Genomic DNA, 21044 nt, shown 5'->3' with positions numbered 1-21044 from the left:
GTGTCAAGGTTCGGCTGGTGCGTCGAGTTCCCTGTGCGGCAGCGGGTTTGACAGTCCCCGTCGGTACTGCCAGAATCCTGGCCGTGTATGAGGGTAGTGACAGCGTGGTCGGCCTGATGCGTCCGGTGTTGGCGTGGGCGGCGGCATGCGTCGATGGTGATGCTCGGGTGGCGGGCGTTCGGGCGCTGCACGCGGGCGAGGGGCCATGGTTGCTTCGCATCGAGTCCTCCAGGCGGCTGATCGAGGTGGTCCTTCGAGCGCCGACCAGCCGTATCGACGATGGCATGATCGCCACCAACGTCGCCGCGCTCATGCTGGCGGAACAGCATGCGCTGCCTGCCCCGCGGCTGCTCGGCGTCGACCTCGACGGGCAGGTCGGCGGGGTGCCGGTCAGCGCCGAGACCGTGGTGACCGGGTCCAGTGCCTGGTCGGCGCGGGCGTCTGCCGATCGGCTGCGGGCCGCCGGCGCGGCGATCGCCCGCGTACATCAGATCCCGCAGGCGCCGTCCGGCCACCTGCCGGTGCGCCCCCGGCCCATCGCGGTCGATGACTTCGCCCGGGAGCGGCGAATGGGACGCATGCCGGCCACACCGCTGCTCGAACGCGCCGACGCCCTGATCCAGGGCATTGCGGCTATGCCCGGTCCGACGGTCTTCGTGCACGGGGACGTGTGGCCGGGCAACATGATGTGGCGTGGCTCGGTCTGCCGGGCATTGATCGACTGGAAGACCGCCGGTGTGGGCGACCCGGGCGTGGATCTGGGAGAACTGCGCAAGCAGGTGGCCATGGCCAACGGCCCGGATGCTCCGCGGTATGTCCTGGAAGGATGGGAACGAGCCAGCGGTTTCCGCGCCGGCGAGGTGGCCTACTGGGACGCCGTCGCCGCACTGAACACGCCTACCGAATGCGATCCCCCCAGGCACACCGCGCCCCGTGACGAGTTTCTTCGCACGGCCCTGGAACAGCTGTAGCGCGGCCGCCCGCGCTACCGGGTAGTGCGGGCGGCCGGCCCGGCAGAACCACCAAGCGCGACAAGACGCTTGCCCGGTTACAGCAACGCTTGCGTCGCAACAGAGGCTCGAAGATCAATTTAGCCGGCGGCCTCGTCGTCGTTCCGGTGGCGGACGACTACGACCGGGCATTCGGCGTGGCTGACGCAGTAGTGGCTCACCGAGCCGACCAGTGCCCCCACGAAACCGCCGTGCCCGCGGCTGCCCACGACCAGGAGGTCCGCTCGTTCGGCCATGTCGATGAGCGTCTTGGCCGGGTGGCCGCCCACTGTGTGGGCCTCGACCGTCACGTCGATCTTCCCGGCGAGGGCATGATTGACCGCCGTCTCCAGGGACTGCTTCGCGGACTTGTCGAACTCCTCGCCGCCCTGCTGGACCATCATGCCGGTGCCGTACATCGTCGGCACCTCCCAGGCCAGCACGGCCTCGACCTTCGCACCAGTGCGCCGTGCCTGTTCAATGGCCCATTCGAGCGCCCTGATCGAGGGCCTCGAGCCGTCGACTCCGACGACGATGCGTTCCTGCCGCTCCGCTGACTCGTCCATGTCCATCTCTCCTCAGGGCCGGTTTGAAATTCGGGAGTACCCGTCTGAACAGCGGTCGAACCCTCTCCGGCACGAGGAACGCCCGGGCCACGGCCCGGGCGTTCCTCGGCATCCGTCACGAAGCGGGGTGGGTGATCCTGATGTGGGTGCCGCCGCTTTTGGGCCCGGCCCTTTCCGAAGGCGTTGGTTGCTGAGGCCGATTTCTCGCTGCCCGTGTCGACGCTGGGTCGCAGGTGGTCGCGGGTCTCCGTTCACAGCAACCAGGTACGCCGCGGACCAGGTCAGCCGGTAATCGAGTTTTGCCTGGTCGCCCAGGTTGCCGGAGCCGACAAGCTGGGTGACCTGCGCAAAGTGATCCTCAACGGAGGGTGCGGCGGATCTGGTCGAACGGGGAGGTGCTCGTATCGATAGGTTCGGGGAGCATCGAGACTCGCTTTCAGTCGTGGGTGCGGCCCGTCGTCGCCGGCTACAAGGGACCAGGCAGGCACCAGGCGGTATATGACCTCGATCTTTCCTAATCGGGCACGCCCGATCGCGGCGGCTGAGGCTGGGGGCGAACTTGATCTCGGCAGCGTGGCCTCAGGTCAGTGTTCCGAACCGGCCGTGGTCCTCGGGTCTGGCCCGCCGCAGGCCCGTTCGCACACCGGAGGCTACAGGAAGGTCTGGACGAATTCGACTCCGAGCCAAGCGGCGAAGACCAGCAGGATGACCCCGGAGGCCCGGTCGAACCAGACGCGGCGTTCCTTGGTGAGGACCCTGCGCATGGCGTGGGCAGCACCCGCGAGCAGCAGGAACCATGCCCATGATGCGGTCACCGCCCCGGCCGCGAAGACCGTTCGGGTGCCGACTGCCTGCGCGGTGATGGCCGCCCCCAGCACCCCAACGGTATCGAGAATCGCGTGCGGGTTGAGCAGCGACACCGTGGCCGTTCGGCGGAGTACTTGGCCCCGCGACCACACGCCGGTCGCGTCCTCGATCTCGGCGGGCTTCGTCCGCAGCGACTTGACCCCCAAGTAGACCAGGAACACGGTCCCACCGAGAAGCATTGCCGGGCGCAGCCCCGGCACCGAGTTCAGCAGCGCCGACGCCCCGGTCGCGCCGAGGACGATGAGCAGGGTGTCGCAGAGGCCCGCGCCGACCACGGCCCACAACGCGCGCGGCATCCCGAGCGCGACGCCCTGGCCGAACACGAACACGTTCTGCGCCCCGATCGGCACGATGAGCGCCAAACCGATCACGAGCCCGGTAAAGAATGCGGCCGTCACGGGGACGTCTTTTCCAGTGTGACTGAACGGGACGAGGCGCTGAGCATCGCGCGGCCGGTGACCCGTGCGCCTTCCGACAACCGCTCGGTCAGCTCCTCGGCGGCCGCGTCGACGGACGCATACGCCTCCTCACTGACCGCTTCAAGCACGAACACTGCGGCAGTGGTACCCGCATCCACTTTGGTGACGTCAGCGTCCCGGTGGTTCCAGTGGCGGGTCAACACCTCCGCACCCTGCGCGTACACGACCTCGCCGACCGACGGAGCCTCCCGCGACCCCGGTTCGCCCAACGGAGTGAAGCCGTCCCCTTCGACCGCGAAGCGCACCTCCACCCGATCGGAGAGCGCGGCCAGGTCGAAGGCCCCGGCGGGCACGCCGTGCCGCACCGAGACGAAGTTGTAGGCGTCCACTGCGGGCAAAATGCGCGGCAGGCGCCCGCTCTTGGACAGCCGCCGCTGTAGGGCCTCGACGCTCGGGCGCATCCGCTTCGGATTGGTGCCGAATGCACGGTAGGCCGCATGCCATGAGGCAATCCGGGCATCCTCAGCGGATGCCGCCTCCCACGCGCCCGAGGCGGCTTGGGCCTCCAGGTCATCGAAGGCCGCCGCGGTTTTCGGCCAGGGCTCGGTATTGCGCAGGTCCGCTACGGCTATGAGGTGGATCCGCAAGTGAGGGAAGGCTTCTGCGACGGCATCGGTGACGGCGACTTCGCAAGCGCGAGTCATGCGGGTTCCTCTCCACGTTGGTCAATGGCTTGTCAGTGCTGCACCGGCCCAGCGGATCAGGTGCCGATCCCTCGTACGGGGTTCGCGAACACCCTTGCGCGCCAACGCAGCCGCTTGGCGTACTCAGGGTCGCTGGCAAGCAGCCGCCGGTGGAGCCAGGCCAGACGATGATGCGGCACACCGGGCCACAGGTGATGAACCGTATGGTAGCCGTCGTTATGCGGATGGAGCAGACCGCGTTGCATCAGACCAAGATTGCTGATGGTCGCGTCGAACACCGTGTCGGCGTCACGGTAGGAGTGCTCGCTGGCTTCAGCGGCGAACCGCAGGACCGGCAGGGCCACCGTGAAACCGAGCAGCCATACGGCGAACGCCCCGACTGAGGCGCCCGGGCCGAACACGGCGAATGCCGGGCCTGCGGTGAGAAGCAACGCCCACAGCAGCGGTGGCACCAGGCTGGTCGCGAGTCCGGACTGGAGGCTGTCGCTCCACCAGGTGCGCTGGTACGCGGGCAGGCGACGGAGCATTCCTGCGAGGAACGCGGCCCGGCGAGTGCGGTCGAGGGCTTCGAGGTCGAGTTCCTCGTAGCGCTGCCGGTCGGGGTCGTCTCCGGTGCCGAAGGCCCCGTGGTGTCGCAGGTGGCTTTCGCGGTAGCCAGAGAGCCGGGCACCGGTGGGAAATGCCGCCAGGGCGGTCGCGAGGGCGTCGTTGAGTTTGCGCCGTCTGCGGCTCCAGTTGAAGTGGGAGCCTTCGTGGACGAGGCATTCGAGAGCACGGAGCTGGCGACCGACGAGGAGGGCCGCGGCAGGGGCGAGGGCCGCCCAGAGTCCGGGATGCATGGTGAACGCCCACCCGCACAGGAGGCAGGCGGCGGCAATGGCGGCTTGGTCGGCGGCCGCGGCGAGAACAGTCCACCAGGTCCGGGTCTGGTGCGCGGCTCTGATGTCGTCGCGGAGGGCGGCGGGGGTCGAGTAGCCGCGCCGAAAGCTGGTAATGGTCGGGGTTGCGGTGGATTGGTGTGCGCGCATTGGTTACTCCAATTCGCGAAAGGAGGTTCGCAGCAGTCAGAGAAGCAGCATCACAAGATCAACTCAATCCATTGTGATCTATTTAACGATGGGTGTTCGATGGTGTTCCAAGATCATTTACTCACTCATGGAAAACGATCTTGGCCTGTTGCGCGACAGTCTGTTTCCACGAACCGCAATCGTGAACTCACTGGGTTAGAGTCCGTCCGACATGCTGAAATACCCGGCTCCTCTTGATGATCCACCAGCCAACGCATCACCGAATCTCGTACACAGTCGACGAGAATTCCAAGAGTAGAACCTTGCACCGCTGTGGGACGTTGTAGCTGAAGCCAGGCCGCTGGGTCGACCGGGGCGAGTCGCCCCATGAGGGCTGCGGGGTTGATTTTCCCGCCTCGAACCAGCCGCGAAATCTTGCCGACGGCCGCCACAGGTCGCCGTCAGTCGCACATGTGTGGGTGAAAATGAAGGCCCCCGGTTCGATCTGCTGATCGGAACCGGGGGCGTTTTGCCTGTTCAGGCTATGGAGCGGATGACGAGAATCGAACTCGCGTCATTGGTTTGGAAGACCAAGGCTTTACCATTAAGCTACATCCGCGCTGCCGCGTGAGCGGCCGTGAACGAGTATACAGCCGCTTTCGGGGCGGTCTCCTCAACCCTCTGGACCCGGACCGTTTCGGCTCTTGCTACGCCTCGGTCAGGAGGTCGCGGAGGGTTGATGGGCCGGCGAAGGTGTGGGCCTGCCAGCCCGCTGCGACTGCCGCTGCCGAGTTCTGTCGGTTGTCGTCTATCAGGAGCAGCTCGTACGGTGCCGTGCCCAGGGCGTCGTGGAGGCGGGCCGTGACCGTTTCGAAGGCGGCCTCGTCCGGTTTTCTGGCCTTGAGGTTCGAGGCGAAGTAGCGGTGGCGGAACCACTTGGCGGCCTCGGGGAAGCGGCCTGCGAAGTAGTCGGCGAAGAGTGGGCCGTTGTTGGAGAAGATCGCCAGGGTGAGGCCGGAATCCGTGAGGGACTGGAGGACCTCCTCGTCCAGGGTGAACGCCGACGTCCAGAGGTTGCTCAGTTCCTCCGTTGTGCCTTCGAAGCCGGTCATTTCGGCGACCCGGTCTCGGATCTCGTCCGCCGTGAATTCGCCTGCCTCGCATCGGGTTTCGAAGCCGGACGCGAACAGGAGGCGGTCCAGTTCCGCGCGGGGCCTTCCGGTCCGCTCCTCCAGGAGGGCGAAGCGGTGGTCGGGGTCGAACCGGAACAGGACAGAGCCGATATCGGTTACGAGGACTCGGGTGCCGGCACTCATGGGCCCACCTCATCGGAATCGGGATCGCAATGGGCCCTATAGCATAACGTGGCGCGAGTCACTTCGTGGGCAGCACGCTCTGCAGGCCGCCCTTGAGGTGCGCGCGGAAGTCGGGGTCGTCGTAGTACTCGGCGGCGTGGCCCAGCGCGGTGTAGAAGCACCGGCCCGCCTCCAGGCGGCGGTGCCAGGCCAGGGGGTGGTCGTCTCCCATGGCCAGGTCGGCGGTGTCGTAGGAGTCCTCGTCCACCGTCAGGAGGATCTCGGCATTGTCCGGGGCGGCGTCGAAGCTGTACCACTCGTCGGTCCAGGTCCACTGCTTCGGCAGATGCGCGGTGGACGGGTGGTCCGAGTCCACGACCGCGATCCGACCGGAGGCGGTCCCAGGCGGGTGGCCGATGAAGCGGGCGCCCACGAGTTCGCGGTAGTACGGCCAGGAGACCTCGGCGTTGGCGGCGTTGTGGATGCCGCACCACCCGCCGCCGCCGGTGACATAGTCGGCCAGCGCCGCGCGGCCCAGCTCGTCCAGTACGTCGCCTGAAGCGGAGAGCCAGACGACCGCGTCGAAGCGGGACAGGCTCTCGGGCTCGTAGACGTCGGCGTCCTCGGTGTGGACGGCGTCGTAGCCGAGTTCGGTGGCTATTTCCTTGATTGCCTTCACGCCTGCCGGGATGGAGTCGTGTCGGAACCCCGTCGTCTTCGTGAAGATCAGTATGGAGCGGTTCGGCATGGCTTCTCCCTGACAGCGATTGCTCGGCCGAGTTTAGGGGATCTCCTCACGCACGGCGGCCCCCAGGCGGCACTGTTCTCGAACAGTGACGAGCGGCGAGATCTACCACACCCGCCGGGCCAGTCGGGTCACCACGACCTAGACTCGTTCGGAGCGGAGGTGGATGCTGCGCTTCTTGCGATCGTGCAACCTCCGCGTCGACGCAACAAAAATCTAGCGAAATTGATCTAGGAGTACGCCTGTGAAGAGCACTGTCGAGACCCTGAGCCCGACCAGGGTGCGGCTGTCGGTTGAGGTGCCGTTCGAGGAACTGGCTCCGTTCATCAACGAGGCGTACAAGTCGCTCGGGCAGCAGATCCGCGTTCCCGGCTTCCGCCCGGGCAAGGCCCCGCGCGCGGTCATCGACCAGCGTGTCGGCCGCGAGTCGGTGTACGCCCAGGCGATGGACCCGGCCGTGCAGTCCAACCTGAACAAGGCCGTCACCGAGAACGACGTGAACGCACTCGGTCGCCCCGAGCTGACCGACGTCAAGCCGATCGAGGAGGGCAAGCCCTTCGAGTTCACCGTCGAGACCGACGTGACCCCCGACTTCGAGCTGCCCGACTTCGCCTCCTTGAAGGTGACCGTCGAAGCCGCCGGCGTGACCGAGGAGGACATCGACGCCGACCTCGAGTCGCAGCGTCTGCGCTTCTCCTCGCTCAAGACCGTCGAGCGCGCCGCAGCCGAGGGCGACTTCGTCGTCATCGACCTCAAGGCCACCCAGAACGGCGAAGAGGTCGAGGGCGGTTCCGTCTCCGGCATGAGCCACGAGGTCGGCCAGGGCAACCTGCTCGACGGCCTGGACGAGGCCCTCGTCGGGATGGCCGCAGGCGACGACAAGACCATCCAGTCCACCCTCGCCGGTGAGCAGGAGGGCGAGACCGCCGACGTCGAGGTCCACGTGCAGCAGGTCAAGGAGCGCGAGCTCCCGCCGCTGGACGACGACTTCGCCGAGATGTCGAGCCCGCACGACACCCTCGAGGAGCTGCGCGAGGCGACCCGCGAGCGCCTGGACCAGCAGTCCGTCACCGGCAAGGCCTCCGAGGCCCGCCAGAAGGTGCTCGAAGCGCTGGTCGAGGCCGTCGAGCTTCCCCTGCCGGAGAAGACCATCGAGGACGAGATCACCCACACCCGCAGCCACCTCGAAGAGCAGGTCACCCAGATGGCCGGCAGCTTCGAGGACTACCTCACCGCGGTCGACAAGACCGCCGAGGAGTTCGACGCCGACCTCCGCAAGGACGTCGAGTCGAACCTGCAGCAGTCGCTCATCCTGGGCCGCATCGCCACCGAGAAGAAGCTCGAGGTCGGCGGCGACCTGATGACCGCCGAGGTGGTCCGTCAGGCCCAGCAGCGCGGGGTTCCGCAGGAGCAGTTCCAGGAGTTCGTGGACGAGCTTCGCGGCAATGGCGGTCTCCAGCAGATCGCCGCGAACCTGCGCCAGCAGCTGGCCCTCGAAGAGGTCGTCAAGGAGGCCTCGATCGTGGACGCCCAGGGCAAGGAGCTGACCGAGGACGACCTGTTCCCGGGCCGCGCCAAGGCCGACGCCGACGCCGAGATCGTGGAAGAAGCCGATGTCGTGAAGGTCGACGAGGAGTAGTCTCCCGTCTCAAGACCATTGGGGCCCACCGCATTTGCGGTGGGCCTTTTGGCTTTTAGGACACCTGTGGTCATGGGTTGGAAACCGGGTGAAAATATTTGCTACTCGTGGGTAGAGATGCACGTCACGATCGCTTATGGTGAGGATCTATCTTCATCAATGCAATGACGTAGACCATCGCCTCGGGAGTGCCCATATGATCCCCCGGAACCACCCTTCCGCAAGCAGGGCTTCGGGTTCGAAGACCTTGGCCCGGCTCGGCACGGCGGCGCTGGCGCTGTCGGCCCTCGCCTGGCCGGGAAGCGCCGCGGCGCAAGACGATCCTGCCGGAGAGGAGGTCCAGTTCGATTACGGCGTCGACGGTGTCTCCTGGTATTGGAGCCACCAGATCGACGAGCAGGTCGAACTCGGGACCGTCGTCCAGCCCGTCGAACTGCCCAACCCGCAGGCCGAGACGACGATGCCCGTCGCCGTCGAACTGGGCGAGGCCGCCAAGGTCGCCGCCCTCCAGTTCAACCTGGCCGAACGCGGCGTGCCCGAGGGCTCGACCGTCACCGACTTCAAGCTGACGGTCGCAGAAGGAAACGACGCCGGAGATTCTCCTACCTTCAACCCCGCCTCCAAGCTCGTCCAGGCCTGCCCGATCACCGAGGCCTGGAGTTCGGGTGAGGCCGAGATGTGGGACGTCCAGCCGCCGGTGGGGGACAACTGCGTCGTCGGCGAGCGCGCCGAGCCCGACCCCGAAGAGGTCGCCGAGGCCGAGGAGGCACTGGCGGCCCTCGAGGAGGCCGACCCCGAGAACCCCGAGGAGATCGTGGAGGTCCCGCTCCCGACCTGGACGTTCGACCTCACCGAACTGGCCGCCGACTGGGGCACCGACCCCTTCGCCAATTTCGGCGTCATGTTCATGCCCGTCATGGACGAGGCCACCCCGGTCGACTCCTGGCAGGTGAACCTCAAACTGCCGCTGCGCGACGACTCCGAGACCCCGGTCGACGAGTACAAGGCCACCTCGAACCGGCTCTCGGCCACCTTCGCCTACGAGCCCGGAACCCCCGAGGACGAAACCGGTGACACCGACCCGATCAACTCCGGCGGCGGCAGCGGCGGCGGCACGAGCGGCGGTTCGGGAGGCGGCGGCAGCGGCGCCTCCGGTGGATCCGGCGCGGACGACGAAGAGGCCGCATCCGAAGAGGAATCCCCCGAGGAGCTGGCCCCGGCCGCCCACCAGCCGGTGACGCCCAGCGCCCCCTGGTACGTGTGGACGCTCATCCCCGCCGGCCTCGTCGGCGCCTACCTCCTGCACGTCCTCATGGGCGCCTCGGGCGCCGCGGCCGGAGGCGGCGGCGCGATCGACCGCATCCGCTCGCACAATATGGACCGCCGCGGCTTCTCCCTGCCCACCCCAGCCGGGATCTGGCAGCGCCTGACCGGACGCGGGGGGAGTGCCTGATGAGCAAGCGGCTCAATAAGCAACGCCTCGTGCTGGCGCTGATCGCGGCGACGGCCATGGCCGTTCCCGCCTGCGGCCAGTACGACGGCGTCCATGACCAGTTCGTCGCCGAGGGCGGCGAGAACTCCGGCCTCGGCGAGTCGGGCGACTCGTCCACCGACGGAACGTCCGGCGGTACCGACGGCAGTGGAGACGGCGGCGGCAGCGACTCCTCGGACGGCGGAGGCGAATCCGGCGGCGGTGGCGGCGGAGGCGGCAATGACAATGGCAGCGCCGGCAATGGCGACACCACCGGCATCACCGACGAGACCATCACCGTCGGCATCCACGCGCCCCTGACCGGCGCGGCCCCGCTGCGCCAGGACTCCTTCGAGGCCGGCAAGGACCTGTACTGGCAGTTCGGCGACGGCGGCAATCCCGTCGAGATCCACGGCCGCACCGTCGAGACGGTCTTCGCCGATGACCAATACCGGCCTTCCACCGCCCGCCAGGTCTGCCAGACCATGGCCGAGGAGCAGGAGGCCTACGTGCTGCTGGGCGCCGGCGGCACCGACCAGATCCAGGCCTGCGCCCAGTACGCCGCGAGCAAGGAGATCCCGTACCTGTCCACCGGCGTCACCGAGAACGGCATGGGCTCGCTCAGCACCTACTTCGCGGCGTCGATGACCTACAAGCAGCAGGTCCCGATCCTCGCCGACTACATCAAGAACGAGCTCGGCGTCACCGACGCCTCCCGCGTCGCCGCCGTCGTCACCAACACGCCCAACTTCGACGACGCCGTCTCCGGGTTCACCGACTCGTTCTCCGGCGTCGACGTCTTCCGGCCCGACAAGAACGAGCGCGGCTCCTCGGCCGCCGGGAATCTGTGCACCGGCACCACCAAGAACTACGACGCCGTGTTCGTCCTGACCAGCCCCACCTTCTACCTGGAAATGGCCGCGGCCGCGGGATGTCGTCCCCAGTACGCGGGCGTCGGCGTGAGCATGGGGATCGACCAGGTCGCCGAGACCGGTTGCAGCGCCGCCGGCTCCACCGAGGGCGCCGTGTTCTTCAACCCCACGCCCGCCTTCGCCGACGCCGCCGAATACGACGCCGACTTCCTCTCCGCCGCGGACCAGGCCGGGGTCGAACCCGACGACGTCATGTGGATGATGTGGGGCCAGTCCAAGGTGCTGCACCAGATGCTGGAACAGGCGGGGGAGAGCCCCGACAGAGGCACCTTCCTCGACGGCGTCGCCGGACAGAAGTTCTCCACCGGCGTCTTCCCCGACCTCGATTACGGGGACGGGCCCTTCGGCGCCACCCAGCTCAGCGTCCTGAGAAACGTCTGCGACGGCGGCGGGCACTACGAGACCGACTACGCCTTCGTGAACGGCTTTTGAGGTGGCACAGTTAGATGGGAGCCTTCATCGCACTGGGCCTGTTCCAGGGCGCGGTCTACGGCCTGCTCGCCGTCGGCATCGTCCTGGTTTACAAGGCCAAACGCGTCTTCAACTTCGCCCAAGGCGAATTCGGCAGTGTCGCGGCGTTCTCCGCGTTCTACCTCGTCGTCGCCCTCGGCCTGCCCTACTGGGTCGGCGTTGTCGGCGGGCTCGTGGCCGCCGTCGGCACCGGGCTCATCGTCGAACGGGTGATCGTGCGGCCCTTGGAATCGGCCTCGCGCACCATCATGCTCGTCGCTCTGGTCGGGGTCGCCCTGTTCACGATCGCGATCACCGTCCTGATCGCCGAGCCGATCCCGCGCGTCATGCCTCCGCTCATCGGCGGGTCCGGCGTCAATATCCTCGGCGCCGGCATCCTGCCCCAGCAGCTGATCCTGCTCGCGGTCCTCGCGGTGCTGGCCGCCGCCATGGCCTGGTTCTTCAAGACCGACCTCGGGCTCGCCGTCCTCGCATCCTCACAGGACATACGCGCGGCGCAGGTCGTCGGCATCAGCCCCGTCGCTATCTCCCGCCTCGTCTGGGGCATGGCCGCGCTCCTCGGCGGGGTCGCCGGACTCCTCTACGCCCCCGTCGGGATCTTCACGCCCGGCTTCATGACCCTGACGATGCTCGTGCCCGCCTTCGCCGCCGCCGTCCTCGGCGGCATGACCAGCCTCCCCGGCGCCTTCGTGGGCGGCATCTCCATCGGCATCGTCCAAAACCTCGGCATCTACCTCCTCGGGCAGCAACTCGCCGTCCCCGGTGCCGCCGAACTGGGAGTCTTCGCCCTGCTCATGCTCGTACTCCTCATCCGCCCCCAGGGCCTTCTAGGGAAGGAGGCCTGAAATGGCAACGGCCACCCTCGTTCTCACTCGAATCCGCGTCGGCAACGGACTCTGGACCGTCCTGCGCATCGTCCTGGTCCTCGCCGCCCTGGCACTCGTCGCCTACCCGCTCATTTTCGGCGGCGACGTCTGGGCCCAGCGCATCAGCCGCGGCGCCATCTACGCGATCATCGGACTGTCCATCAACACCCTCACCGGTCACGCCGGGCAGATCTCCCTGGGGCACCAGGCCTTCGTCGGCATCGGCGCCTTCGCCGCCGCCTTCATGGCCTCCCGCCTCGGGGCGCCGCTCGGCTTCGGCCTGGGCGCCGCCGCACTCGTCGGCGCCATCACCGCCGCCATCGTCGGCATGGTCGCCCTGCGCGTCTCCGGCCTCTACCTCGCCCTGGTCACCCTCGCCTTCGGCATGACCGCCGAGACCACCATCTTCAACTGGCGCGAATTCACCGGCGGCGGCGCCGGCGCCTCCGCGCCCCGCCCCGCCATCGTCGAAAGCGACTTCTCCTACGCACTCCTGTGCCTCGGCGTCCTCGCACTCGTGCTCTACGCCGACTGGCGCATGGTCGCCACCAAGACCGGCCGAGCCCTCGCCGCCGTGCGCAACAACGAACAGATCGCCGCCACCCTCGGCGTCAACGTCACCGGCTACAAACTCGCCGCCTTCTGCTTCTCCGGCCTCGCCGCCGGGCTCGCCGGAGGCCTTTTCGCCCACTGGAACCAGGTCGTCCAGGCCCTCGACTTCGAATTCCAGGTCGCCCTCGTCTGGGTCCTCATGACCGTCGTCGGCGGACTGCGCTCCCGGCTCGGCGTCATCATCGCCTCGGCGTTCTTCGCGCTCCTGCCGCTGACGCTGCCGAACTTCCTCGCCTCCCTACCCTGGCAGCCACCGTTCCTCAACGAGGCCGTCTACCACGTCCTGCCGCCGTTCATCGTGGTCGTCCTGCTCCTCATCGTCCTGCGGTTCTTCCCCGGCGGGCTCGGGCAGCTCCTCGCGCCCCTCACCCGCCGCACCGCCCACAAGAATGGAGACAGGGGATGAGGAAGAAACGCCACCTGCTCAAGGTCGACGGACTCCAGCTCCGCTTCGGCGGCCTCCAGGTCCTCGACGACCTGTCCCTCACGGTCGACGAAGGACAGATCGTCGGCCTCATCGGCCCCAACGGAGCCGGCAAGACCTCCTGCTTCAACTGCCTGACCGGCATCTACCAGCCGCAGGACGGACGCGTCCTCTTCGACGGCACCGACGTCTCCCGTCTGCCCACCCACCGCCGCGCCCGCCTCGGCATGGGCCGCACCTGGCAGAACCTCGGCGTCATCGACTCCCTCACCGTCACCGAGAACGTCATGCTCGCCCAGCACCAGCGGACCGGCTACTCCGCCCTCGCAGGCATGCTCGGCCTCGCCGGAACCTGGCTGCGCGAGCGGGAACTCAGGCGCGACGCCGCCGAGATCATCGACTACTTCGGACTCGAGGACATCGCGGACGAGCGCTGCGGCTCGCTTCCATACGGCAAACGCAAGACCTGCGACATGGCCATGGCGCTGGCCACCGATCCCAAGATGCTCCTGCTGGACGAGCCGGCCTCCGGACTCAGCCCCGAGGAGGCCCTCGGCCTGGTCGAGACGCTCCGCGAACTGCGAGACCGGCTCAAGCTGACCATCCTCATGATCGAACACCACGTGCCGCTGGTGGCCGAGGTGTGCGACTACGTCTACGTCCTCAACTTCGGCAAGCTCCTCACCGAGGGCGAACCCGACGAGATCCAGCGGCACCCCGAGGTCATCGCCGCGTACCTCGGTGGGGCCGCCGCGGAGCCCGAGGTGAACGAGACGGACGAGGCGGACGACACGACCCAGGTGCTCCGGGCATCTCAGTCACCCGGCGAGCCGCCGGAGTGGCCATTGCAGCCGGCAGCGGAAGGAGGCGCTCATGGCGCTGCTTGAGGTCGAGAACCTGCGCGCCGGATACGGTTCGGTGCCCGTCCTGCACGGCGTCAGCCTCAGCGTGGACGAAGGCTCCAATGCGGTCCTGTTGGGGCTCAACGGGGCCGGGAAGAGCACCACGCTCATGGCGCTGGCCGGGCTGCTCCCGACGACCGGCGGCGAGATCCGCTACGACGGCAAGCCGCTCACCGGGACCACGGGCGCGCGGGTGCGGGCCGGGATCGTGCTGGTCCCCGAGGGACGGCACGTCTTCCCGGCGCTCACGGTGCGGCAGAACCTTCGCTTGGGGGCGTGGACGATCCGGCGCGACACCCGTACCGTCCGGGGGCACCTGAACGAGATCTACTCGATCTTCCCGCGGCTGGAGGAGCGCGCCGACCAGCTGGCCGGGACGCTCTCGGGCGGGGAGCAGCAGATGCTCGCGATCGGGCGGGGGCTGATGTCCTCGCCGCGGCTGCTGCTCATCGACGAGGCCTCGCTCGGTCTGTCGCCCAAGCTGACCGAGCAGGTCTTCGCGGCGGTGCAGCTCATCAACGAGCGGGGCGTGACGGTCCTGATGGTCGAGCAGAACGCCGGAGTGCTGGCGCAGGCCGACACCGCGTTCGTGATGCAGCAGGGGCGGATCACGATGGCCGGATCGGGCTCGGAGACGTTGGAGGACGACGCGGTGCGCGCCGCCTACTTCGGTACCTGATCGAAAGGGACCGGCCCGTGGCCGGTCCCTTCGAGGGCCTTATTTGGACGAGGAACCAGCGGTCACGGGCTCGGGTTCGGCCTCGGCCTTGCTTTCGGCCTCGGCCTTGCTTTCGGCCTCGGCTTTACTTTCCGCTTCGTCTTCGGCGGCCTCCTCGACCGCGGCCTTGATGAGTTCGGCGGTCCGCCGGGCGGTGCGTTCGCCGGCGTCGAGCACGGCGGCGGCCAGGACGAGCGTCGAGCCGACGACGATGAGGCCGAGGCCGGCGGCACCGCCGGAGATGAGATAGGGCATCTGGCCGTCGACATAGGCGATCTCGGCCATTCCCATCCAGCCGAAGGTGATCACCGCTCCTCCGGCCAGCCAGAAGAGGATGCCGAGGAGGCGCAGACGCGCAGTTGGGGCACTGGACACGATTTCACTCCATTGTGGTCTATGAGGGATTTTCTGAGTCCCCCTACTTCGGGGTAACCAAATGTATCAATTCCTTGGTATCGTGTGACAGAGGCCATAGCCCGAAAACTCCCGAAGGGTGACCCCATGGTTGGAATATTCTCCGGCGTAACCCGCCGAATCCTCTTCACTACGGCAGCAGCCACCTTGACTGCGGCCGTCCTGACCGTTTCCCCCGCCCAGGCCGACGTCGGCTCGATCCTCGGCACCGACAACCCCGATGCCATCCCCGGCGAATACATCGTCGTGTTCGAAGGCGGGGAGGTGAACGCCGCCTCGGACGTCGTGGGTTCCTTCGGCGGCACCGTCGAGAACGCCTTCGACTCCCTCGGCGCGGTGCACGCGCTGATGAGCGAGTCCGAGGCCGAGCGCCTGGCCGCCGACCCGGCGGTCGACTACGTCGAGCAGAACCAGGTGGTGGAGGTCGCCGACACCCAGGCCGACCCGCCGTCGTGGGGCCTCGACCGGATCGACCAGGGCTCGCTCCCGCTCGATGAGTCCTACACCTATCCCAACGGCGGTGAAGGCGTCACGGCGTACATCATCGACACCGGGATCTGGCTGACCCACGAGGAGTTCGAGGGCCGCACCGCCGCCGGATACTCCTCGGTCCTGCCGATCGTCGGCGACGGCACCGACTGCAACGGGCACGGCACCCACGTCGCCGGGACCGTCGGCGGCACCGACTACGGGGTGGCCAAGGCGGTCACGCTGGTTCCGGTGCAGGTGCTCACCTGCGCGGGTTCCGGGACGACGGCCGGGGTCATCCAGGGCGTCGACTGGGTGACCGAGAACGCCGTCAAGCCGGCCGTGGCGAACATGAGCCTCGGCGGTGGCGTATCGGAGGCCCTGGACGAGGCGGTCGCCGCGTCGATCGACTCGGGCGTCACCTACGCGGTGGCGGCCGGCAATGACGATGCGGACGCCTGCGCGTCATCCCCGGCGGGCGTGCCCGGCGCGATCACCGTGGCGGCCTCGGACTCCGCGGACGCGCGAGCCGAGTTCTCCAACTGGGGCGAGTGCACCGACCTCTTCGCTCCCGGCGTCGACATCGAGTCGGCCTACCTGCTGGGGCTGACGGAGTCCCTCAGCGGCACCTCGATGGCCTCGCCGCACGTGGCGGGCGCGGCGGCGGTCTACCTGTCGGCGCACCCGAACGCGTCACCCGATGAAGTGGCCGCGGCGCTGACCGGAGCGGCGACCTCGGGGGAGCTGGGCGACGTCAAGGGCAGCCCCAACCTGTTGTTGCGCGTAACCGACTGAAAGTGAACGAACGGGCCCGGCCGCCACTGGTGGCCGGGCCCGTTTTTCGTGCGAAATTCCGCGCTCCGCTCGCAGCGAACACGGTGCCCAGGCGCGTCCGATCGTCGCCCCGACGGGCTAAGGTCTGGTTGGTAACCGCAAGGCCGAGTGCATATCGCCGAGACAGAATGAAGGTGCAAGACATGGAGCATTCAATGCCATTCTCCTCACAGGCGGAGAAGGATGCCGTCAACGCGGTCGCCCGTCGGGGCAACGGCGACCCCTCCTCGGTCGGCCTGGACAGCATGGTCTTCGACCGACTGCTCAAGGAGCACATCCTGTTCCTGGGCTCCGAGGTCAACTCCGAGATCGCGAACCGGTTGTGCGCCCAGCTGCTCCTCCTCGAGGCCGAGGACGAAGAGCGCGAGATCAAGCTGTACATCAACTCGCCCGGCGGCTCCGTCTATGACGGCATGGCCATCTACGACACCATGCAGTACATCAAGAACGACGTCGCCACCGTCGCCATGGGCATGGCGGCGTCGATGGGCCAGCTGCTCCTGTGCGCCGGCACCGAGGGCAAGCGCTACGCGCTTCCCCACGCGCGCATCATGATGCACCAGCCCTCCGGCGGCATCGGCGGTACCGCCTCCGACGTCGCGATCCTGGCCGAGCAGATGCTCTACACGAAGCAGATGTTCCAGGAGCGCGTCGCCCACCACACGGGTCGCACGATCGACGAGATCGAGGCCGACTCGGACCGCGACCGCTGGTTCACCGCTGAAGAAGCGAAGGACTACGGCTTCATCGACCACGTCGTTCAGCGGGTCTCCGACGTCCCCGCCTCGAGCAACTAGACCCAAGGGGAGAATCAAGTAATGGACTACGACATGCAGGCGGGACAGCAGTACCAGCCGCAGGCCCGCTACATCGTTCCCTCGTTCACCGAGAAGACCTCGTACGGGGTCAAGGAGATGAACCCGTACAACAAGATGTTCGAGGACCGGATCATCTTCCTCGGTTCCCCGGTCGACGACACCTCGGCGAACGACATCATGAGTCAGCTGATCGTCCTCGAGGGCAACGACCCCGAGCGGGACATCATCATGTACATCAACTCCCCGGGCGGTTCGCTCACGGCGCTGATGGCCATTTACGACACGATGCAGTATGTGCGGCCCGACATCCAGACGGTGTGCATGGGCCAGGCCGCTTCGGCCGCGGCCGTGATCCTCGCGGCGGGGACGCCGGGCAAGCGCACCGCGCTGCCGAACAGCCGCGTGATCATCCACCAGCCGGCCACCGAGGGCACCTTCGGTCAGGCTTCGGACATGGAGATCCAGGCCCGCGAGATCATGCGCATGCGCGACCAGCTGGAGAAGGTGCTGGCCCGCCACACCGGCCAGGACCTGGCGCGGGTCCGCAAGGACATCGAGCGCGACAAGATCTTCACCGCGCAGGAGGCCGTGGCCTACGGCCTGGTCGACAACGTGCTGAACTACCGCAAGAAGAACGCGCTGCCCGCCGAAGCCGAAGCGGCGGCGTAAAACCGAAGCGGAGACGCGACGGGCCGGGCGCTGGGTCCTTCACGGGCCCAGCCCGCAGCGGCCGGCCCGCCGCGCCTCCACCAAGGGCCGCCTGACCTGCGCCCTTGGTCAGCGGGCACGAGGCGACGGATGCTCGTCTCTGGACGATCGCCTTCCCTTTGTCGCACAACCGAGGTACCGTGGCGCTGACCCGGGAGCCCATTGGCGAGGCCCGCTCGCTTTCCCGGATCACCAAGTTCGCAGAGGGTGGCGTCATTGCCACAAATGCGAAATAATCGATTCCGACAACGGTTCGTCCAGAGTCAACCGAGCACGCTAGTCAGACTATGGCTCGCAAGCTTCGCCAAGGATTGGAGCGACTGCGATGGCGCCACGCCTGGGAGACAGTGAGATCTTGAAGTGCTCGTTCTGCTCGAAGTCGCAGCGGCAGGTCAGGAAGCTCATCGCGGGGCCGAACAACGTCTACATCTGTGACGAGTGCATCGATCTGTGCAACGAGATCATCGAGGAGGAGTTCGCCGAGGCCGCGGAGGTGGCCTGGGAGGACCTTCCGAAACCCAAGGAAGTCGTCGAGTTCCTCGACCAGTGGGTGATCGGCCAGGACGACGCGAAGCGGGCGCTCGCGGTCGCGGTCTACAACCACTACAAGCGGGTCCAGATCGATGAGCTGAGCTCCGGTCGCTCCGGCGCGGACCACGTCGAACTCCAGAAGTCGAACATCCTCCTGGTCGGACCCACCGGTTCGGGCAAGACCCACCTCGCCCAGACCCTGGCGCGCATGCTGGACGTGCCCTTCGCGATCGCCGACGCCACCGCGCTCACCGAGGCCGGCTATGTGGGCGAGGACGTCGAGAACATCCTGCTCAAGCTCATCCAGGCCGCCGACTTCGACGTCAAGCGCGCCGAGACCGGCATCATCTACATCGATGAGATCGACAAGGCCGGGCGCAAGGCCGAAAATCCCTCGATCACGCGCGACGTCTCCGGTGAGGGCGTGCAGCAGGCGCTGCTGAAGATCCTCGAAGGCACGACCGCCTCGGTCCCGCCGCAGGGCGGGCGCAAGCACCCCCACCAAGAGCACATCCAGATAGACACCACGAACATCCTCTTCATCTGCGGCGGCGCGTTCGCCGGGATCGAAGACATCATCAAGCAGCGCATCGGCAAGCGCACGGTCGGCTTCACCGCGGAGATTCACTCCGTCGAGGACGACGCCGCCGACGCGCTCGTCTCGCAGGTGATGCCCGACGACCTGCTGAAGTACGGGATGATCCCCGAGATGGTGGGCCGCCTGCCGGTCCTGACCACTGTGGATCACCTGGATCAGGCGTCGATGCTGCGCATCCTGACCGAGCCGAAGAACGCTTTGGTGAAGCAGTACCAGCGGCTGCTGGAATACGACGGGGTGGAGCTGGAGTTCGCCGACGACGCGCTGGAACCGATCGTGGAATCCGCTCTGCTGCGCGGCACCGGCGCGCGTGGACTGCGGGCGATCCTCGAAGAGGTGCTCCAGCCGGTCATGTACGAGATCCCCTCGCGGGCCGACGAGGTCGCGAAGGTCTGCATCACCGCCGACGTGGTGCGCCGCAACGTGAACCCTACGTTGGTCCCGAGGACTAAGGCGACCCCGAGACGAACCATTCGGCCCCGCCGCGAAAAGTCCGCCTGAGGGTCGGTGGGGCTGGGTCGCGCCGGGCTTTTCCGGCATCAGCCTTCAAAACGGACTGCGAAGGGCCCCTATCCATATCGTGACGCGGGGGTCCGACATTCCGCGCGGGTGCGTGCCTTCAAAGCGCCGGAGGTCGCCCGCGAGGGCGATCGGAAGCGAGCCGTCCGGAACACCGCCTTGGGTGTCGTCCGAGGGAATTGGTTCGAAGCACCGGAAACCGTCCGCGAGGGCGATCGGGAGAGAGCCCTCCGGAACGGCGCCTTGGGCGTCGTCCGTGCGGACGGGCCGGAGGGCGCTACTCGTCTTTGCCCTTCTTCTCGTCGTCGCGGAGCCTGCGGTCGAGGTCTCGGAGGAAGTCGGGGTCGTCGTCGGGGGCCTTCGGGCCCCTCGGGCCCCTCGGTCCCTTCGGGGGCCGCGGGCCGCCGGTTCCGCCCGTGGGGCGCCCCGGACCCGCCTGGCCGCCTTCTGCTCTGGCCCGGCCGACCGTGAACCACAGGACCGCACCGACAATGGGCACCAGCAGGATGATCACCACCCACCAGCCGCGACCCAGCTTCCGGGGCGACCTTTCGCCGCCCAGGCAGTCGGCCAGCGCTGCGATGATCAGCGCCAGGTGGACGAGAACGAGGAAGACCGCTACCCGGATCATTCCCCAATCATGCCTTGTCCCCTCCCGCGCGTACAACAGCGGCTCGGGGTGTTACCCGCTGGTAACTTCGTAGGATATAGTTCAGACCTATACGCAACGACCTCGGAGGTTGTCGATGAACATCGTGGTTCTGGTCAAGCAGGTCCCCGACTCGGGACTCGCAAGACAACTTGACGCCCAGTTGCGGGTCGACCGCAACGGCGCCAACAATGTCATGGGGGAGCTCGACGAGTACGCCGTCGAAGCCGCCCTCCAACTCAAGGAGGCCCACGGCGGCGAGGTCACAATCCTCACCCTCGGACCCGACCAGGCGACCGAGACGATCCGCAAGACCCTGGCGATGGGCGCGGACAAGGCCCTCCACATCTCGGATGAATCCGTGGCCGGCTCCGACGCCCTCGCCACCTCCAAGATCCTCGCCGCGGCCCTCGGCCGCTTCGAATGGGACCTCGTCATCGCCGGCGCCGAGTCCACCGACTCCGGCATGGGCATCATGCCCCACCTGCTCGCCGCCCGCACCGGCGTCGCGGCCGCCACCGGCGCCCGCAAGATCGATGTCGACGGCACCGCGGTGAACGTGGAGCATCAGCGCGACAACGGCTACGACGTCCTGACGACGCAGCTGCCGGCCATCGTCTCGGTCTGGGACACCATCAACACCCCGCGCTACCCCTCGCTCAAGGGCATCATGGCGGCCAAGCGCAAGCCCATCGAGACGCTCACCGTGGGGGACTTGGGCATCGACGCCGCAGAGGTCGGCGCCGCCGCCGCGGCGACCGAGGTACTCGAGGCCGCCGACCGGCCCCCGCGCAGCGCCGGCCAGATCGTCACAGATGAGGGCGAGGGCGGACGCGCGCTCGCCGAATTCCTCGCCGCCGAGAAGTTCGTTTAGGAGA

The 21044-nt window shown here is 67.6% G+C and carries 21 protein-coding genes and 1 tRNA gene; 13 read left to right on the top strand and 9 right to left on the bottom strand.

The window, feature by feature from the left end; all coding sequences use genetic code 11:
* Nucleotides 1-83: 83 nt before the first annotated feature.
* Nucleotides 84-971: a phosphotransferase family protein gene (locus FAB82_RS19965; protein WP_211116701.1), complete on the top strand. Its 888-nt coding sequence runs from the start codon at nt 84-86 to the stop codon at nt 969-971.
* A gap of 119 nt (nt 972-1090) precedes the next feature.
* Here FAB82_RS19965 and FAB82_RS19960 read toward each other — a convergent pair whose 3' ends face one another.
* The 7 genes from FAB82_RS19960 to FAB82_RS19930 form a co-directional block, all read right to left on the bottom strand.
* A complete protein-coding gene (locus FAB82_RS19960) occupies nt 1091-1555 on the bottom strand; it encodes a universal stress protein (RefSeq protein ID WP_136536290.1) in 465 nt (154 codons plus the stop codon).
* A gap of 650 nt (nt 1556-2205) precedes the next feature.
* Nucleotides 2206-2820 (bottom strand): LysE/ArgO family amino acid transporter, encoded by a 615-nt coding sequence (locus FAB82_RS19955; protein ID WP_136536289.1) that lies wholly within the window; start codon nt 2818-2820, stop codon nt 2206-2208.
* On the bottom strand, nt 2817-3545 hold the full coding sequence (locus FAB82_RS19950) for a B3/B4 domain-containing protein (RefSeq protein WP_136536288.1): 729 nt from the start codon (nt 3543-3545) through the stop codon (nt 2817-2819). Before FAB82_RS19950 ends, FAB82_RS19955 begins: the two co-directional genes overlap by 4 nt.
* Nucleotides 3546-3601: 56 nt before the next feature.
* On the bottom strand, nt 3602-4573 hold the full coding sequence (locus FAB82_RS19945) for a fatty acid desaturase family protein (RefSeq protein ID WP_136536287.1): 972 nt from the start codon (nt 4571-4573) through the stop codon (nt 3602-3604).
* A 524-nt stretch (nt 4574-5097) separates the two neighbouring features.
* A tRNA-Gly gene (locus tag FAB82_RS19940) sits at nt 5098-5171 on the bottom strand.
* Nucleotides 5172-5259: 88 nt separating this feature from the next.
* A complete protein-coding gene (locus FAB82_RS19935; protein WP_136536286.1) occupies nt 5260-5868 on the bottom strand; it encodes an HAD family hydrolase in 609 nt (202 codons plus the stop codon).
* A gap of 58 nt (nt 5869-5926) precedes the next feature.
* Nucleotides 5927-6595: a ThuA domain-containing protein gene (locus FAB82_RS19930; RefSeq protein ID WP_136536285.1), complete on the bottom strand. Its 669-nt coding sequence runs from the start codon at nt 6593-6595 to the stop codon at nt 5927-5929.
* Nucleotides 6596-6836: 241 nt separating this feature from the next.
* On the opposite strand from FAB82_RS19930, the gene tig reads away from it, so the two are divergent.
* The 7 genes from tig to FAB82_RS19895 all read left to right on the top strand — a co-directional run bounded on the left by tig (nt 6837) and on the right by FAB82_RS19895 (nt 14588).
* Nucleotides 6837-8231: a trigger factor gene (tig, locus tag FAB82_RS19925; protein ID WP_136536284.1), complete on the top strand. Its 1395-nt coding sequence runs from the start codon at nt 6837-6839 to the stop codon at nt 8229-8231.
* Nucleotides 8232-8427: 196 nt separating this feature from the next.
* Nucleotides 8428-9684 carry a hypothetical protein gene (locus FAB82_RS19920; protein WP_136536283.1) on the top strand — a complete coding sequence of 419 codons (1257 nt, stop codon included), beginning with the start codon at nt 8428-8430 and terminating at the stop codon, nt 9682-9684.
* A complete protein-coding gene (locus FAB82_RS19915; protein WP_136536282.1) occupies nt 9684-11066 on the top strand; it encodes an ABC transporter substrate-binding protein in 1383 nt (460 codons plus the stop codon). Before FAB82_RS19920 ends, FAB82_RS19915 begins: the two co-directional genes overlap by 1 nt.
* 14 nt (nt 11067-11080) lie before the next feature.
* A complete protein-coding gene (locus FAB82_RS19910) occupies nt 11081-11950 on the top strand; it encodes a branched-chain amino acid ABC transporter permease (protein ID WP_136536281.1) in 870 nt (289 codons plus the stop codon).
* A 1-nt stretch (nt 11951) separates the two neighbouring features.
* Complete coding sequence (locus tag FAB82_RS19905) at nt 11952-12989, top strand: branched-chain amino acid ABC transporter permease (RefSeq protein WP_136536280.1); 1038 nt, start codon at nt 11952-11954, stop codon at nt 12987-12989.
* Nucleotides 12986-13894 (top strand): ABC transporter ATP-binding protein, encoded by a 909-nt coding sequence (locus tag FAB82_RS19900; RefSeq protein WP_136536279.1) that lies wholly within the window; start codon nt 12986-12988, stop codon nt 13892-13894. The genes FAB82_RS19905 and FAB82_RS19900 overlap by 4 nt, the downstream gene beginning before the upstream one ends.
* Entirely contained in the window at nt 13881-14588 is a 708-nt protein-coding gene (locus tag FAB82_RS19895) for an ABC transporter ATP-binding protein (protein WP_136536278.1), read from the top strand. Before FAB82_RS19900 ends, FAB82_RS19895 begins: the two co-directional genes overlap by 14 nt.
* A 39-nt stretch (nt 14589-14627) precedes the next feature.
* Here the strand turns inward: FAB82_RS19895 and FAB82_RS19890 are convergent, their stop codons facing one another.
* The gene (locus FAB82_RS19890; protein WP_136536277.1) at nt 14628-15002 is read right to left on the bottom strand and encodes a hypothetical protein; all 375 of its coding nucleotides are present in this window, start codon (nt 15000-15002) and stop codon (nt 14628-14630) included.
* 186 nt (nt 15003-15188) lie between these two features.
* On the opposite strand from FAB82_RS19890, the gene FAB82_RS19885 reads away from it, so the two are divergent.
* The 4 genes from FAB82_RS19885 to clpX all read left to right on the top strand — a co-directional run bounded on the left by FAB82_RS19885 (nt 15189) and on the right by clpX (nt 19499).
* The gene (locus tag FAB82_RS19885) at nt 15189-16304 is read left to right on the top strand and encodes a S8 family peptidase (protein ID WP_281276926.1); all 1116 of its coding nucleotides are present in this window, start codon (nt 15189-15191) and stop codon (nt 16302-16304) included.
* A gap of 194 nt (nt 16305-16498) precedes the next feature.
* Nucleotides 16499-17140: a ClpP family protease gene (locus FAB82_RS19880; protein ID WP_136536275.1), complete on the top strand. Its 642-nt coding sequence runs from the start codon at nt 16499-16501 to the stop codon at nt 17138-17140.
* 21 nt (nt 17141-17161) lie between these two features.
* Nucleotides 17162-17830 carry an ATP-dependent Clp protease proteolytic subunit gene (locus FAB82_RS19875; protein WP_136536274.1) on the top strand — a complete coding sequence of 223 codons (669 nt, stop codon included), beginning with the start codon at nt 17162-17164 and terminating at the stop codon, nt 17828-17830.
* A 364-nt stretch (nt 17831-18194) separates the two neighbouring features.
* Complete coding sequence (gene clpX, locus FAB82_RS19870; RefSeq protein WP_136536273.1) at nt 18195-19499, top strand: ATP-dependent Clp protease ATP-binding subunit ClpX; 1305 nt, start codon at nt 18195-18197, stop codon at nt 19497-19499.
* A 295-nt stretch (nt 19500-19794) separates the two neighbouring features.
* Here clpX and FAB82_RS19865 read toward each other — a convergent pair whose 3' ends face one another.
* Nucleotides 19795-20148, bottom strand: a complete 354-nt coding sequence (locus FAB82_RS19865; RefSeq protein ID WP_136536272.1) for a PLD nuclease N-terminal domain-containing protein — start codon at nt 20146-20148, stop codon at nt 19795-19797.
* A gap of 115 nt (nt 20149-20263) precedes the next feature.
* Between FAB82_RS19865 and FAB82_RS19860 the strand changes: the two genes are divergently transcribed.
* Nucleotides 20264-21040 (top strand): electron transfer flavoprotein subunit beta/FixA family protein, encoded by a 777-nt coding sequence (locus FAB82_RS19860; protein ID WP_136536271.1) that lies wholly within the window; start codon nt 20264-20266, stop codon nt 21038-21040.
* The last annotated feature ends 4 nt before the right edge of the window (nt 21041-21044 follow it).

The sequence above is a fragment of the Glycomyces buryatensis genome (assembly GCF_004912275.1).
GTDB lineage: Bacteria > Actinomycetota > Actinomycetes > Mycobacteriales > Micromonosporaceae > Glycomyces > Glycomyces buryatensis.
The sequence above is the reverse complement of the archived record's forward strand: the minus strand, read 5'-3'. Positions and strand labels throughout refer to the sequence as shown.